The organism is Altererythrobacter rubellus (genome assembly GCF_030284385.1).
Taxonomy (GTDB): domain Bacteria; phylum Pseudomonadota; class Alphaproteobacteria; order Sphingomonadales; family Sphingomonadaceae; genus Erythrobacter; species Erythrobacter rubellus.
The window spans coordinates 677,958-693,364 of the sequence record NZ_CP127221.1; the positions used below are offsets into that span (position 1 = coordinate 677,958).

Genomic DNA, 15,407 nt, shown 5'->3' on the forward strand with positions numbered 1-15,407 from the left:
CATCAGATTGAGGATGGGCAGCGATGAAGGACAGACATGGCGGGGAGACCAGGGGTGCCGCGGGCTGGATTGCGAGGTTGCATGTGCCAGCCACGGTCAACGACCTTTCTCCGATTGCCCAGCGCTTCATCTTCAGACTGCGTGTGGTCGCAGTATATCGCAAGGCTGGCCGTGACCCGGTCGCTGAACTGACAAGCCGGGTGGGGAGTATCACTGTCGCTGTAAAATCGCTGCAGCTGTTTGAATCGATGGCGCACGTCTGGCCGGAGCCGGTGCATGTGCAGCGATGATGCTGCCAGATTTTGAGCCATGACGAACTCATAATAGCCCGCGCCCTTGAGGCAATTGCTGAGAACAATGTTGACGGCTTCGATGCCCAACTTGCTGATCTAATGCCGTCCGACACTCGCAAGACCATTGCCAATGCGGCTGGTGAATTGATTGTGGCAGAATTCGGCTAGACATTCGCACTGACACGTCAGCAAACACTTCTCACTCCAGCGCAGGCCGCCTATAGGGGCGCGCATGACCACTACCCGTTTCGCACCTTCTCCGACCGGCCGCCTGCATGTCGGCAATATCCGCACCGCGCTGCATAATTGGATGCTCGCCAAGAAGAGCGGCGGTAAATTCGTATTGCGGATCGATGATACCGACGCTGCGCGTAGCAAAGAGGAATATGTCGATGCAATCCGCGCTGATCTGGTGTGGCTCGGGATCGAGGCGGACAGCGAAGAACGGCAATCGCAACGGCTGGATCGCTATGACGCTGCATTTGAAAAGCTGAAACAAGCGGGCCGCGTATATCCGGCTTACGAGACTGCGCAGGAGCTGGAGCTGAAGCGCAAGGTGCAGCTGGGGCGCGGGTTGCCGCCAATCTACGATCGCGGTGCATTGGAGCTCAAAGAAGAGGAGCGCGCGGCCAAGGAAGCCGAAGGCATTGCGCCGCATTGGCGATTCAAACTTGACCACGACGAAGCACTTGCATGGGATGACGGTGTTCGTGGCGCTTCCAAATTCGATCCCAAACTTCTGTCCGACCCGGTAATCCGCCGCGCGGACGGCAGCTGGCTGTATATGCTTCCAAGCACAGTTGACGATATCGAAATGGGCATCACCCATGTGCTGCGCGGCGAAGATCATGTTTCGAACACGGCGGTCCAAATCCAGATGTTCACTGCCATGGGCGCCGCCGCTCCGGAATTCGCGCATGAGGCGCTGCTGGTGGGCAAAGAGGGTAAGCTCTCCAAACGTCTTGGTTCGCTTGGCTGCGATGCGTTCCGCGAACGCGGGATCGAACCGGAAGCATTGATTGCCACGCTGGCGCGGCTCGGAACTTCCCTGCCGGTTGAGCCGATCTCTGATCGATCAGCTCTGCTCAGCACTTTCCATCTATCTACCTTTGGCCGTGCGCCTGCGAAATTCGATGATGCCGAGCTGGATCGGATCAATACCGCGATCGTCCATGCGATGCCGTTCGAGGCGGTCCGGCACCGCCTGCCCGAAGGGATGGATCAAGCTGGCTGGCGCGCCGTACAACCCAACATTGGAACGATTGGCGAAGTTGCCGATTGGTGGCGTCTGGTCACCGGCCCCATTGACCGGATCGAATTCGGGGCGGAAGACCGCACCTATCTGGCGCAGGCTGCCGCAATGCTCGCTTGGTCAGATGACCCCTGGCATTGCCTGACCAACGCCTTGAAAGATGCCACGGGCCGCAAGGGTAAGGCGCTGTTCTTGCCGCTGCGCCAGGCGCTGACCGGCATGGATCACGGCCCTGATATGGGTGAGCTATTGCCGCTGATCGGTGAAGCTGAAGTGCGTGCGAGGCTGCAACGTGCCGCCTATTCGGGGTAGCTCTCAGGCCACGTCAACCCCGCCTTAACCAACCTGCTTTACCTGATATCCGCCATGGTTGGTGGCGGAAATGCAAGTCTGCTAACCCTCGCGCTTGTTCAGCTCGTCACCGGTAAGCGTCACGACATGCAGCAGGTTGGTCGCTCCGGGCGTGCCGAAGGGAACGCCGGCCAGCGCGATCAGCTTGCTGCCAGCCTTGCCGAAACCATGGCGCAGCGCCATGCGTTTACCCTTGGCGATCATCTCTTCAAAGCTGCCAATGTCTTTTGTCGCGACAGAATGCGCACCCCAAAGCAAAGCAACGCGCCGTGCGGTCTTGATCGATGGGGTCAGAACTAGCATCGGGGTGTCAGGGCGCTCGCGCGCCACGCGCCGGGCGGTCGAGCCGGATGATGTGAAGACATTGATCGCGCTGATTGCAACCGTGTCTGCTATGGTCATACAAGCATGGGCCAAGGCGTCCGAAGTAGTGGCATCGGGCGGCGTATCAAGAAAACGCACGCGGGCGCGATAATCTTCGCTGCGTTCGACTTGCTCGGCGATCTTGTCCATCATGGTGACCGCTTCTTCGGGCCATTCGCCCGCTGCGGTTTCAGCAGACAGCATTACGGCATCGGCACCGTCGTAAACCGCGTTGGCAACATCGGAAACTTCCGCGCGCGTCGGGGTTGAGCTCTCGATCATGCTTTCCAGCATTTGCGTCGCGACGATCACCGGCTTGCCCGCTGTGCGTGCAGCATTGACGATTTTCTTCTGCAGCGGCGGCACTTCCTGGGGTTCAAGCTCGACACCCAGATCGCCGCGCGCAACCATGATCCCGTCAGACATCTCTATGATTTCGCTCAAGCGGCGCACGGCCATCGGCTTTTCAATCTTGGCGCACAATGCACCATGTCCGCTCATTAGCTTGCGCGCTTCGGCCAGATCTTCGGGGCGTTGTACGAAGGAAAGGCCGATCCAATCTGCACCCTGTTCCATCGCAAAGGCCAGGTCTCTGCGGTCCTTCTCGGTCAAAGCCGGGATCGGAACTTCGGCGTCAGGAACATTCACGCCCTTGCGATCTGAAATCAAACCGCCGACCTCAGCGGAGCAGAGGATCTTGTCTTCACTGGCTTTGATGACCCGCAATCGGATTTTGCCGTCATTAATCAGCAGACGCTGACCCTTCTCGAGCACACAAAACAATTCGGGATGCGGCAAGCAAACGCGGGTCTCATCGCCCGGTTCGGGATTGCGATCGAGCGTGAAATGGCCTGAATGCCGGATAACAGCCTGGCCATCCTTGAATTGTCCCACCCGCAGTTTGGGCCCTTGCAAGTCCGCAAGGATCGCGATCGGGCGGTTGAATTCCTTTTCTAGCGCACGAATGCCCGCGATTGTGTCGGCATGGTCTTTGTGCTCGCCATGGCTCATGTTGACACGAAACGCATCTGCGCCCGCCTTTAGCAAACGGCGCAAGACGTCCGGCGATCGGCTCGCCGGACCGATTGTTGCCAAAATCTTGACTTTGCGGCCGCGTGGATCAAGCCGATTGAGTGCAGTACGTGACATGCGTTGATGCTATGACAAAGTTGTGTTGCAACTCAAGGAATAGTCACAAGGGATACTATGCGATGGATACGAATTCACTAGACGCGCTTGATCATTTGGACGACGCAATAGCGGCTGCGGCCTTTCGCCGGCTGGTGCGCCACCTTCAGCATCGCCATGACGCGCAGAATATCGAGCTGATGGGATTGGCGGGATTCTGCCGCAATTGCCTGGCCGACTGGATCCGCGATGCGGGCTTCGATGGTGACAAAGCAGCGGCGCGCGAACTGATCCACGGCATGCCACAAGATGAGTGGAAAGCGACCCGGCAAAAACCCGCTACCGAAGAACAACTGGCTGCGATGGAAGCCAGTGTCGCGAAAAATAGAGTGGATTGATCGCGTGCCCGGTTCACGCGGCTGATCTTGCTGGCTATCGCGTGTCCAAAGTGATTCTCATTCCAATGGAGACAAGTAAAGATGGCCGACGCCACCGATGATCGCCTGCGCCTTTTGATCGAGCGCATCGAACGCCTTGAAGAAGAGAAGAAAGGCATCGCTGATGATATTCGCGATGTTTATGCAGAAGCGAAGGCGGTCGGTTACGACCCCAAGATCATGCGTCAGGTCGTCCGCTTGCGCAAAATGAAGCCTGATGATCGCAATGAAATGGAAATGGTGCTCGACACCTATAAGACGGCGCTGGGGCTCGGTTGATTTTTCGCTTTCGCGTATTATCTAGGTAATACAGTAAGAAGGAGAAATTTATGGCCGGTCCTTGGAAAGATGCGCGCGAGATTATTGTAACCACAACGCCCACAATCGAAGGCAAGCTGATCCAGGAATATTGCGGGATCGTGGTTGGCGAAGTGATCGTCGGCGCGAACCTGTTCCGCGATCTGTTCGCCAATATCCGCGATATCGTAGGTGGGCGTTCGGGCAGTTATGAGCGTATTCTGGCGGACGCGCGCAATCAGGCGATTGAAGAGCTGCAAGCGGAATGCGCGACGCGCGGCGGCAATGCCGTGGTGGGCATCGATCTTGATTACGAAGTGATCGGCGATACCGGCTCGATGCTGATGGTATCGGCCAGTGGAACAGCGGTGAAGGTCTAAGATGCCCCTGCAGCTTTGCTGGCAGCCAACACAATAGTGATAATCAACCCGTTGTGGATCATGTGGAGCGCGATCGCGGTCCACAGACCATAGTTGACGCGCAGATAGCCAAGCAGAGCACCAAGGATGAATTGTGGCAGGACCAATGGTAGCAAGGTCATCCAATTGCCTTCGCTGAAGTTCGCCAGGTGGATGCAGGCGAAGGCGATAGTGCTGAGCCAGAACATCGCCGGGAATAATGTGCGGAACCAGCGCATCGGTGGTCGCCGCCAAAGCACACCGAACATGATCAGGCTCAGCAACGCGCCAGCAATGATCGCGAGGCCAACCGACACTTCTGCGTTCTCGCCCGTGTTGTTTGCGGCCAGCATGACAGCGGTCAGTCCGGCGACCAATAGTATCGGAAACGCGATCAAATAGCGCGGCTGGCCCGACAGCCAGCTGCGGAACAGGATTTCCTCGCTGACCGGTGCGACAAGGATCACTGCAAAGATGATTCCCGGCGTGATCTCGATGCCCGCCAACGCTGTCTCGGGTATCTCTATCCCCGATGCCATTACCGCCCCGGCAATCGCCAGCAGCGTTCCCATTGCAATCAGATCGAGCGCTAATATGCGCGACACTGCGCGTGCGCCTTCGCGCAGATCACTCGCCTGATTATCTGGTAGAGAAGGTCGCTTGAGAAAGCCGAGAAAATGGCCCCATTCCGCGCGCATCGTAATGAGCGACGGAAGGCTTGTGGATTCACCTGTCATGCGGCTAATGCGACCCTCAGATTTGCAAACTTTCAAATGCGGAAGAATGACAACCCATGGCAGGCCATTCCAAATTCAAGAACATCATGCACCGCAAGGGTGCGCAGGACAAGAAGCGCTCTAACCTGTTTTCCAAACTGAGCCGCGAAATCACCGTGGCGGCGAAGATGGGCACGCCCGATCCGGATATGAATCCGCGCCTGCGGCTGGCGGTCAATACGGCAAAAGCTCAGTCGATGCCGAAGGACAATATCCAGCGCGCGATTGATAAAGCCAGCGCGGGCGATGACGAGAATTACGAAGAAGTCCGCTACGAAGGCTATGGCCCCGGTGGCAGTGCAATCATCGTCGAAACACTGACCGACAACCGTAACCGTACTGCAACTGCGGTTCGCACAGCTTTCAGCAAGAATGGCGGTAATCTGGGCACTGAAGGCTCGGTGGCGCATGGTTTCGAACGTTTGGGCTTCATCGAGTATGGTCCGGAAGCTGGTGACGAAGAGAAAGTGCTCGAAGCCGCGATGGAAGCGGGCGCGGAAGACATTTCCTCATTAGAAGACGGCCACGAAATTTGGACAGCAGCAGAAGATCTGCATGAAGTTGCCGGCAGTCTGGAGAAGTCGCTTGGCGAAGCCAAGGAAGTCAAACTCGCCTGGAAGCCCAATCTGACTGTCGAGCTGGACGAGAAGAACGCAGGAACGCTGCTCAAGCTGATCGATGTGCTGGACGATGATGATGACGTTCAAACCGTTTGGGGCAATTACGAGATTTCTGACGAGGTCATGGCCAAGCTTGAGGGCTGAGCTTGCCGGTGACGCTAATCCTCGGCCTTGATCCGTCGCTCAGCTGCACCGGCTGGGGCGTGATCTGTGCCCAGGGATCGCGGCTTAGCCATGTCGCCAATGGCGAAGTTAAAACCAATGCCAGGGCGCCTATGGCAGAACGGCTGTATCAGCTGCACAGTGCTATCACGGCCGTGATCGCTGCCCACAATCCTGATCGCGTGGCGGCAGAGGAAGTGTTCGTCAACAAAAACGCCCAATCGACCTTGAAGTTGGCGCAAGCGCGCGGCGCAGTATTGGCGGCCTGCGGCGCGGCGAACTTGGTGGTGAATGAGCATGCCGCGCGGCTGGTCAAAAAGTCTGTTGTCGGCACAGGTGGTGCGGACAAGGTTCAGGTCCAGGCCATGCTCAAGGTACTGTTGCCAGGAGCGCAGATCGCAGGCGCCGATGCGGCTGATGCGCTCGCGGTGGCGATTGCCGATGCGCATCTTGCGTCGCGCTGATCTGTTCTACATGCAGTGGCTTATGTAAGGCGTGGGCATGGGCAATCATCCAATCCAGCAGCATCGGTTTCGAATGGGAAATATGCGCTCATTTGCGAGTAAGGTTTCTCCCGCTAGGACAGTGTTTCATGTGTTCCAACCAGTAGGACTTAGCTTGTGATACACCTCTACGGCATCCCCAATTGCGACACCGTGAAGAAAGCGCGCAAGTGGCTCGATACGAAGGGTATCGAATACGCATTCCACGACTATAAGAAGGAAGGTGCCGATATGGCCAAGTTGGCCGCCTGGATCGACGCGCATGGGGTGGACGTGGTTTTAAACCGGCGCGGCACGACCTTTCGCAAACTGTCCGATGCGGAGAAGGCCGATATTGATGCAGCCAAAGCTGTCATATTGCTGGAACAGCATCCGAGCATGATCAAGCGACCCGTTGTGGAGCACTCGGGCGGAATTTTGGTTGGCTTTAAGGAAGGCGAATGGGAATCGGCGCTGTGATCAGCCTGCAGTCAACCAGTGCGCCAGAAGGCATCAGAACCCCAATCGGCTTTCTCGTCGACTTTACGAGGAGACATCGCTTCGGCCTGTTTGTTGGCCGCGCCGATGATATCGTCTTTTGTACCCATGACATCGTAACCGGCCCTATAGAGGCCAATCACAATGATGAGCGACTCTAGGAGTAGCTTTTGAACATGACTTCGAAAAATACCTTAAAACTGCCTAACCAAGGGCTAATGCGGGTCTTGTTGTTGGCTGCCGGATTATTCTTCTCAATTACAATGCCTTACTCGCCAACAGCCGCGCAGGAGAATGACATGCTGATCATTGCCCATCGCGGGGCGAGTGCGGAGCGCCCTGAACACACGCTTGCGGCCTATGAGCTCGCGATTGATCAAGGCGCGGACTATATCGAGCCAGACCTGGTGGTGACCAAGGATCTCGAGCTGATTTCTCGCCACGAGAACGAGCTGTCCGGCACAACCGACGTCGCCAACCGGGAGGAGTTCGAGGATCGCCTGCGTGACAAGATGATCGACGGTCAGCTTGTGGCGGGATGGTTTGCCGAAGACTTCACGTTAGAGGAAATTCGCACCCTGCGCGCGAAGGAACGGGTTGCGCGTATTCGCCCGGCAAACGCGCGCTACAATGGGCTTTATCAAGTGCCGACCCTGGATGAGATTGTGAGGCTGGTCCGCGCCAAGGAAGTCGAAACCGGGCGCAAGATCGGGCTTTATCTCGAGCTCAAGCATCCGACCTTTCTGCTTGAGGAGGTGGGCATTGATATCGTGGATCTGGTGCTGAGGGAGTTTCGCGATCTGGGACTGGGGCCAGACGATCTTGTCATGATCCAGAGTTTCGAGGTTGGTACGTTGCAACGGCTCGACAAACGCAGCGAGTTCAGATTGATCCAGTTGGTGAAACCGGAAGACGGACCAGCTGACGAACCAAGCATGCGCTATACCGAGATGACGACGCCATCGGGGCTGGAAGAAATCGCCGACTATGCCGATGGTTTGGGCGCAAACATCGCCATGATCCTCAATCCGGACGGTTCACCCACCACTCTGGTCGCCGATGCCAGGGCAGCAGGTTTGCCGGTTCATGCGTGGACGCTGCGCCCGGAAAATGCGTTTCTGCCGCCAGCATTGCATGGCCAAGGTGGTGATTCTGGAAGAGGGGACCAAACGGCACTCTATCGAATGCTGGCTGGTGCGGGCGTCGCCGGTGTGTTCACGGATGATCCGAAGGGCGCTGTCAGCGCGCGTGACGGGCGGTGAAAGCGTAGTTTAGCGATAGGTCATCTGATAGATGCAACCCCTTGCTCGGTCGCCAAGCAATGCCGCGAGGATTGCCCATTTCCATACCTGCTTGCGCCAGCAAATCGCCAAGTTCTTCAGGTGTGATGAAGTCATTCCAGTCATGCGTGCCGCGCGGAACATATCCCACCCGCTCTGCCGCTTCGACAAGCAACAAACGGCTAGCCGCAGTGCGATTGGGTGTCGACATGACAAGCATGCCATCAGGCTTCAGGCTGGTAGCCAGTTGCTTGAGAAAGACCAATTTATCAGCCACGTGCTCAATAACTTCAAAGCTTGTGACCAGATGGAATGTGCCGAGAGTGAGGCTCGCGAGTTCTCCCGCCATATAACGGATGTCCAAGGCAGAGCTTTCCGCATGCGCGCTTGCTACGCCGATGTTTTCTGCAGAGGCATCAACACCGGTTACATCGGCACCCAGCCTGGCCATCGGCTCACACACTAGACCAGCACCACAGCCCACGTCCAACGCAGACTTGCCGCTCAACGGCCTTCTGGCTTGAACATCATCTCCCCAATACATGTCGATTGCCTCACGCAGGAAAGCAAGTCTCACCGGATTGACCTCATGTAGAGAAGCCATCGGTCCCTTCGCATTCCACCATTCGCGCGCCAGTGAGGAAAAATGTGCTTCTTCCTCTGGGCGGATAGTTACATTTGTGACATTTGCGTTTGTCATTCCGTACCCCTAACAGCGCTCGGGGATTCGAACCAGCAGGAGCTTTCAAGCCTTGGCACGTATCGTGATGAAATTCGGCGGCACCTCTATGGCCGGGACCGAGCGTATTCGTCGCGTGGCCAATATTGTGCGCAAGCAACAGGCGGCCGGGCATGAGGTTGCTGTGGTTGTTTCCGCAATGGCCGGCGAAACGGACCGACTCGTCAATTTCTGCCGCGAAGCAAATGCGCTTTATGACCCTGCCGAATATGACGTGGTTGTATCGAGCGGCGAACAGGTCACCAGCGGATTGCTGGCACTGACGCTGCAATCCATGGGTTGCAAAGCGCGTAGCTGGCTTGGCTGGCAGCTGCCAGTCCATACAATCGAAGCGCATTCGAAGGCGCGCGTCGAGGCGGTTGATGCCGACGCATTGATAGCATCGATGGTCGCTGGAGAAATCGCTGTGATCCCTGGCTTTCAAGGGCTCGGCGACAATAACCGGATTACAACGCTGGGGCGTGGCGGTTCCGATACGTCAGCTGTGGCTGTGGCTGCTGCGGTCAAGGCTGATCGCTGCGACATTTATACAGATGTCGATGGCGTCTATACCACGGACCCACGGATTGTGGCCAAAGCGCACAAGCTTAAAGCCGTAACCTATGAAGAAATGCTGGAACTGGCGTCTGTGGGCGCCAAGGTTCTGCAGACGCGTTCGGTCGGTTTAGCGATGAAGGCCGACGTGCGATTGCAGGTATTGTCCAGCTTTCTTGGCGAAGATGCGATCCCTGCAGACGAACTGCCCGGCACGATGATCGTGTCGGATGATGAGATGAACCAGCTAGTGGAGAGTGGCGAAATGGAACGCCAGCACGTTACCGGTATTGCGCATGACAAGAATGAAGCGAAGGTGATCTTGACGCGCGTACCAGACAAGCCCGGCGCCGTGGCGCATATCTTTGAACCGCTCGCCGATGCTTCAATCAACGTCGACATGATCATTCAGAACGTGGGCCGCGACAAGGGTGAGACGGACGTTACGTTCACTGTTCCGCAAACCGATCTGGCGCGCGCGCAAGCCTTGCTTGAAGACAAGCGCGAAGAAATCGGGTTCAATCGCATAATTACTGACAGCAAGATCGCGAAGGTCAGCGTTGTTGGTGTGGGAATGAAGAGCCATGCGGGTGTTGCTAGCACGATGTTCCGCGCGCTTTCTGATCGCGGCATAAACATTCAGGCGATTTCAACGTCAGAGATCAAGGTTTCTGTCTTGATCGATGAAGACGAGACCGAACTGGCGGTGCGCGTGTTGCATACGGCCTATGGCCTCGATGCAAGTGACGAAGCAGCTTAGCTAGTCGGCTGCGCTTTCGACCATCTGGAGTACATATTCATTGCTTGGGCGTTGGCGATAGTCAGCCGATACGAACTTGGCCTGGACAGTGCCGTCCGGTGAAAACATCAGCACGCTCGCGCGCGGCACACCATATGCAAAGTGATCTTCGGAATATTGCGGATCGCGCAGACCGACTGCATCGATGAAAACGCTCTCTGTGTCGCTGAGAATCAGATAGGACTGCTCCATATCTGCGGCAAACTCGGCCAGCTTTTTTGGTTGGTCGTAGGAAAGGCTTGCGAGAGTGTAGCCCCGTTGATCCAGATCGCCTGCAATCTCAGCATGATTGGCCAATTGCACTTTACAGAACGGGCACCAGTGCGCGGAGCGAACCAATACAAGAACAGTTCCGTTCGGACCCGCGATCTCTGCAAGAGAGGTGGGCTCGCCAGCTGCATTTCGTAGTGGCTGATCGAGCGGAACTTTCTCGCCAATGGCGACACCAACATCGATGTTTTTCGGAGGAAAGAGGGCAGGCCAAAGATGCGAAGCTGCCAATGCGGCCAGTGCGAGCAACGACAATCCAACGCCAGCGAAAATCTTGCGTTTAAGCGACATAATCATCAGTCCCATTTTCCAGTCGCACGGCGGATTACAGACAATCGATTGCACCGCAAGCCGCCACCTTTCTTTTTGTGGTGCGCTTGGATTGGACCTTAGCACGCGCTATGGTGATCCAATGCCTTTCACACAGAAAATCTTGCTGCTTGGTTCAGGCGAATTGGGCCGCGAGTTTGTCATCTCTGCCAAACGTTTGGGCGCTTACGTCATAGCTTGTGATGCCTACGAGAATGCCCCTGCAATGCAGGTCGCCGATGCGAGCGAAGTGTTCTCCATGCTTGATGGGAATGCGCTGCGAGCGACAATTGAGAAACACCAGCCCGACCTGATTGTCCCTGAAATTGAAGCGATCCGAACAGAGGTACTGGGCGAGCTAGAGGCGGAGGGCTTTAATGTCGTGCCGTCTGCGAAGGCAACGCAGTTGACCATGAATCGTGATGCGATCCGAGACATGGCCGCAGACGAGTTGGGGCTAACCACTTCGATCTATGGCTATGCAGAAAATTTCGAGGGTGTGTGCGCCGCGGCGCAAGAAACCGGCTTCCCTTGTTTGATCAAGCCGGTGATGTCGTCTTCAGGCAAGGGGCAGAGCAAAGTCGATCATGCAGCGGAACTCGAGGAGGCGTGGAATTATGCCGTTGCCAATATGCGTGGCGATCGCACCCGCGTCATTGTGGAGCAGTTTGTGGACTTCGACTATGAGATCACGCTTCTGACTGTGCGTCACAAAGCAGGGATCACTTTCTGCCCTGCTATCGGTCACAGACAGGAACGAGGCGACTATCAGGAGAGTTGGCAACCCACACCGATGAGCAGTGCGGCGATTGCGAAGGCACAAGAGATGGCTGCGAAGGTTGTCACCGCACTGCAAGGCAATGGCAAAGGCTGGGGTCTGTTCGGTGTGGAGTTCTTCATTAGAGGCGAAGAAGTAATCTTCTCTGAATTGTCACCGCGTCCGCACGACACCGGTATGGTCACGCTTGTGTCGCAGGACCTGACCGAATTCGATTTGCACGCCCGCGCCATCATGGGCTTGCCCGTTCCAGAGAAAGTTGCTGCGCTATCATCTGCCTCTGCGGTTATTTTGGCAGATCGCGACGGCGGGGATTTTTCCTTTGACGGATTGCATGACGCCCTGACGACAGGCGAGGGCAATTGCGATGTTCGGCTATTCGGAAAGCCAGTTACGCGGCTATACCGGCGAATGGGTGTCGCGCTGGCACGCGCGGAAACGCCCGACGATGCACGCAGTCTGGCAAGGCAGGCGGCCAAGGCGGTCCGGATAGTCTATCGCGACTAGAAATGTAGCGCTGGATTGATCTTCATCGTTGCAAAGACTAGTCGCTGAACCGATGAAGGCGCCTCTAGTCCTTACTTTATCTTGCCCGGACAGGACGGGTATCACCGCGAAGGTGACCGGTTTTCTGTTTGAGAACGGGGGAAATGTCCTCGAAGCACAGCAGTTCAATGATCGCGAGAGTGATCGTTTCTTCATGCGCGTCGAATTCGAAACTGTTTCCGCATCGCACGATGATTTACGCACTGCCTTTTCGGTTGTCGCCAGCGACTATGCAATGGAATGGAAACTCGCATTGCGGGACCGGCCGCGTCGCGTCATGCTGATGGTGAGCGCGTTTGATCATTGTCTGGCAGACTTGCTATATCGCTGGCGTATTGGCGAACTGCCGATGGATCCTGTGGCGATCGTTTCAAACCATCCGCGCGAAACCTTCGAACATCTGGATTTCGCCGAAATCCCGTTCTATCACTTACCTATCCGCGCGGGCGAAAAAGCCGCGCAAGAATCTCAGGTTCGTGCGATCGCTCAGGAAAAACAAGCAGAGTTGGTAGTTCTGGCGCGCTACATGCAGATCTTGTCAGATGAGCAAGCGGCCCACTTCACGGGGCGGTGCATCAACATCCACCACAGCTTTCTGCCCGGCTTCAAAGGCGCAAAACCCTATCATCAGGCGCACGCTCGTGGTGTGAAAATGATCGGCGCCACGGCGCACTACGTCACAACTGACCTGGATGAAGGCCCGATAATTCATCAGGATGTCGAACCTATCACGCATGCAGACAGTCCCGATGAACTTGTCCGCAAAGGACGAGACATTGAACGCCGCGTTCTGGCTGAAGCTGTCCGGCTTCATTTGGAAGAGCGCGTGCTCCTCAATGGCAGCCGAACTGTGGTCTTCAAAGGTTAGTTCAACCCTCCAGCTTTGTCTTCATTCGCGCGGAAGATCACCCATTCGCGGATCGCGTTGGATTCCTCAGCGCTCAGGCTGTCGGCAAAATTTGCCATGCCGCGGCTCTGTAACATGCCTTCACGCACAACCGCTTGCCAGCTAGCCGGGTTCGACAGCGTACCCGAGCGCCTGAGGTCTGGCAGTACGGTCGATCCCACAGCGCCTGGTGCGTGGCAAACCGCGCAGTAGCGTGCGTATTTTTCCCCGCCCAAGGAAATGGTCGCTGAATTTGCTCGGCTGGGCGGTGGATCAAGCGGGAGATTCGCCAGCTCTAGTTCCGGTGGCAAGGCTCCATCCGCCCCGAGCTTGAATACAAGCAGGCGGCTGATGTTGCGTACAGGAGCAAGATCGCGGATTGCCTGTCCATCGACGGACAGTGCATAGGCACCGCCCCAGCCAGCCAACACAGCAACATATTGTTCGCCGTCAATAGTATAGGTGACCGGCGGCGCGACCACTCCGGTTTGTGCCGGGAAGCTCCATAGCTTCTCACCATTCGTGGCGTTGTAAGCGTTGAACTCGCTTCCTGCGGTACCCTGAAACACCAGTCCGCCCGCCGTGGCCAGCAACCCGCCGTTCCAGGGCCCCGGATGTTCAACGGTCCAGCGCGGCTCCTGCGCCACTGGATCCCAAGCTACCAGCATACCCTTCAGCGTACCTGTGATCTCCTTTCGGAATCCAAGATCGGGCGGCAGGTTGCCCGCGCTCAAATCAAAACCGACGTTGAACCCGCGGTCCCTGTCCGGTTTCCAGTCGGCTTCAGGCGAATAGACCATCCCCGCTTCAAATGCCGGAATGTAGACTAGGTTTTCGTCCGGATGGTAGGCCATCGGGTGCCAATTGTGTCCGCCCAAAGCGCCCGGCGTTACGATGGCTGCCTGGCCAGTCTTGTCGACGCGCGTTTCGGGATTCTCGATCGGGCGGCCGCTTTCGTCGATTCCGGTTGCCCAGTTCACTGTGACATATGGCTTGGCGCTAATGAATTCGCCTGTGGCCCGATCGAGCACGTAAAAGAATCCATTCTTCGGAGCCTGCATCAGTACCTGACGTTGGGCGCCGTCGATTTCCATGTCGGCGAGCATAATATGCTGCGTCGCGGTGTAATCCCATGTTTCGCCCGGTGTAGTCTGATAGTGCCAAACATATTCGCCTGTATCGGGCCGGATTGCGACAATGCTGGAAAGATAAAGATTATCCCCTTCACCGGTGCCATCTTCGCCTGGAGAGCGATAAGCCCGGTTCCAGGGTGAGCCGTTTCCGACACCGATATAGAGCAGATTCAGGTCGGGATCGTATGCCATCGAATCCCAAACCGTTCCGCCGCCGCCGATCGCGTCTGAACCTGCAAGGACCTCTGTGTTCCAGGTTTCGGCGGCAGCCTGAAGGTACTCGGGCGAAGTTTCGTCCTCTGTACCCTCAGGAACGGTGTAGAAGCGCCATAGCTCCTGGCCTGAGCCAGCATCATAGGCCGCGATGTATCCGCGTACGCCGAACTCCGCGCCACCGTTACCGATCAAGACCTTGCCATCGATAATCCGAGGAGCGCCGGTGACAGTATAGCTTTGTTCCGGGTCGGTCGTTTGTTTGCTCCACGCGACTGCGCCCGTTTCGCGATCAAGCTTCACCAGGCGGCCATCCAAAGTGCCCAAAAATAGGCTGTCGCCCCAGGTCGCCAGTCCGCGGTTGACGACATCGCAGCAGGCTTTGACGGCGGTTTCGCCCGGGACTTCCGGATCATATTCCCACAGAAGAGCGCCGGTTACACCATCATATGCTTTGACCTTGCTCCATGCGGTTGTGAGATAAAGTTTGCCGTCAATGACCAGCGGCGTGGCTTCTTGTCCCCGCGCTGTGTCCATGTCTGCAAACCACGCCAAGCCCAACTCCTCGACGTTCGCAGTGTTGATTTGATCAAGCGGCGAGAAGCGTTGCTCGTCATAGGTCCGGCCGTAAGTGATCCAGTTCGCACCATCATCGCCGGCGTTGAGCAATGCTTCACCATCCACTCCGCTCTCGCTGCACGCGCTCAGCGTTAGTGCTGCCGCTAAGGCAATTCCGAACTTTCTCATTTTTGCGCTCTCCCCGGTGCCGATTTATCTGCACTTGTTTCTCCAGACTGCCTTGCGCTGCTGCCTTTGTCCATCTCCACATTTGTGACAGGTTTCCGCTTTTGATTGGCGTCTGG

The 15,407-nt window shown here is 56.7% G+C and carries 17 protein-coding genes; 12 read left to right on the top strand and 5 right to left on the bottom strand.

Features of this window, described 5'->3' with window-relative positions; genetic code table 11:
• Positions 1-23: 23 nt before the first annotated feature.
• Entirely contained in the window at positions 24-290 is a 267-nt protein-coding gene (locus QQX03_RS03335; protein WP_285976462.1) for a hypothetical protein, read from the top strand.
• Between the two features lie 235 nt (positions 291-525).
• Positions 526-1,857, top strand: a complete 1,332-nt coding sequence (gene gltX / locus QQX03_RS03340; protein WP_285976463.1) for a glutamate--tRNA ligase — start codon at positions 526-528, stop codon at positions 1,855-1,857.
• Between the two features lie 81 nt (positions 1,858-1,938).
• On the opposite strand, the gene pyk is transcribed toward gltX, so the two are convergent.
• Positions 1,939-3,408 carry a pyruvate kinase gene (gene pyk, locus QQX03_RS03345; protein WP_285976464.1) on the bottom strand — a complete coding sequence of 490 codons (1,470 nt, stop codon included), beginning with the start codon at positions 3,406-3,408 and terminating at the stop codon, positions 1,939-1,941.
• A gap of 62 nt (positions 3,409-3,470) precedes the next feature.
• Between pyk and QQX03_RS03350 the strand changes: the two genes are divergently transcribed.
• From QQX03_RS03350 to QQX03_RS03360, 3 genes are all read left to right on the top strand, one after another.
• Positions 3,471-3,785, top strand: coding sequence for a DUF1244 domain-containing protein (locus QQX03_RS03350; RefSeq protein WP_285976465.1), 315 nt, complete (start codon positions 3,471-3,473; stop codon positions 3,783-3,785).
• An 81-nt stretch (positions 3,786-3,866) separates the two neighbouring features.
• Positions 3,867-4,103: a DUF2312 domain-containing protein gene (locus QQX03_RS03355; RefSeq protein WP_285976466.1), complete on the top strand. Its 237-nt coding sequence runs from the start codon at positions 3,867-3,869 to the stop codon at positions 4,101-4,103.
• 50 nt (positions 4,104-4,153) lie between these two features.
• Positions 4,154-4,501, top strand: coding sequence for a heavy metal-binding domain-containing protein (locus tag QQX03_RS03360; RefSeq protein ID WP_285976467.1), 348 nt, complete (start codon positions 4,154-4,156; stop codon positions 4,499-4,501).
• Here the strand turns inward: QQX03_RS03360 and QQX03_RS03365 are convergent.
• Positions 4,498-5,256 carry a CPBP family glutamic-type intramembrane protease gene (locus QQX03_RS03365; RefSeq protein ID WP_285976468.1) on the bottom strand — a complete coding sequence of 253 codons (759 nt, stop codon included), beginning with the start codon at positions 5,254-5,256 and terminating at the stop codon, positions 4,498-4,500. The genes QQX03_RS03360 and QQX03_RS03365 overlap by 4 nt on opposite strands.
• A 56-nt stretch (positions 5,257-5,312) precedes the next feature.
• Here QQX03_RS03365 and QQX03_RS03370 point away from each other — a divergent pair, with 56 nt between their 5' ends.
• The 4 genes from QQX03_RS03370 to QQX03_RS03385 all read left to right on the top strand — a co-directional run bounded on the left by QQX03_RS03370 (position 5,313) and on the right by QQX03_RS03385 (position 8,319).
• Entirely contained in the window at positions 5,313-6,059 is a 747-nt protein-coding gene (locus QQX03_RS03370) for a YebC/PmpR family DNA-binding transcriptional regulator (protein ID WP_285976469.1), read from the top strand.
• Positions 6,060-6,067: 8 nt separating this feature from the next.
• Complete coding sequence (gene ruvC, locus QQX03_RS03375; protein ID WP_285976470.1) at positions 6,068-6,541, top strand: crossover junction endodeoxyribonuclease RuvC; 474 nt, start codon at positions 6,068-6,070, stop codon at positions 6,539-6,541.
• 156 nt (positions 6,542-6,697) lie between these two features.
• Positions 6,698-7,039: an arsenate reductase gene (locus QQX03_RS03380; protein ID WP_285976471.1), complete on the top strand. Its 342-nt coding sequence runs from the start codon at positions 6,698-6,700 to the stop codon at positions 7,037-7,039.
• A 281-nt stretch (positions 7,040-7,320) separates the two neighbouring features.
• Entirely contained in the window at positions 7,321-8,319 is a 999-nt protein-coding gene (locus QQX03_RS03385; protein ID WP_285976472.1) for a glycerophosphodiester phosphodiesterase family protein, read from the top strand.
• Here the strand turns inward: QQX03_RS03385 and ubiG are convergent.
• Positions 8,297-9,037, bottom strand: a complete 741-nt coding sequence (gene ubiG / locus QQX03_RS03390; protein ID WP_285976473.1) for a bifunctional 2-polyprenyl-6-hydroxyphenol methylase/3-demethylubiquinol 3-O-methyltransferase UbiG — start codon at positions 9,035-9,037, stop codon at positions 8,297-8,299. The genes QQX03_RS03385 and ubiG overlap by 23 nt on opposite strands.
• A gap of 52 nt (positions 9,038-9,089) precedes the next feature.
• Between ubiG and QQX03_RS03395 the strand changes: the two genes are divergently transcribed.
• Positions 9,090-10,370 carry an aspartate kinase gene (locus tag QQX03_RS03395; RefSeq protein ID WP_285976474.1) on the top strand — a complete coding sequence of 427 codons (1,281 nt, stop codon included), beginning with the start codon at positions 9,090-9,092 and terminating at the stop codon, positions 10,368-10,370.
• Here QQX03_RS03395 and QQX03_RS03400 read toward each other — a convergent pair whose 3' ends face one another.
• Positions 10,371-10,976: a redoxin domain-containing protein gene (locus QQX03_RS03400; RefSeq protein ID WP_285976475.1), complete on the bottom strand. Its 606-nt coding sequence runs from the start codon at positions 10,974-10,976 to the stop codon at positions 10,371-10,373. It abuts the gene before it with no gap.
• A 115-nt stretch (positions 10,977-11,091) separates the two neighbouring features.
• On the opposite strand from QQX03_RS03400, the gene purT reads away from it, so the two are divergent.
• Positions 11,092-12,273 carry a formate-dependent phosphoribosylglycinamide formyltransferase gene (gene purT, locus QQX03_RS03405; protein ID WP_285976476.1) on the top strand — a complete coding sequence of 394 codons (1,182 nt, stop codon included), beginning with the start codon at positions 11,092-11,094 and terminating at the stop codon, positions 12,271-12,273.
• A 52-nt stretch (positions 12,274-12,325) separates the two neighbouring features.
• Complete coding sequence (gene purU / locus QQX03_RS03410) at positions 12,326-13,180, top strand: formyltetrahydrofolate deformylase (RefSeq protein WP_285976477.1); 855 nt, start codon at positions 12,326-12,328, stop codon at positions 13,178-13,180.
• On the opposite strand, the gene QQX03_RS03415 is transcribed toward purU, so the two are convergent.
• Positions 13,177-15,291, bottom strand: coding sequence for a PQQ-dependent dehydrogenase, methanol/ethanol family (locus QQX03_RS03415; protein ID WP_285976478.1), 2,115 nt, complete (start codon positions 15,289-15,291; stop codon positions 13,177-13,179). The genes purU and QQX03_RS03415 overlap by 4 nt on opposite strands.
• Positions 15,292-15,407 lie beyond the last annotated feature (116 nt).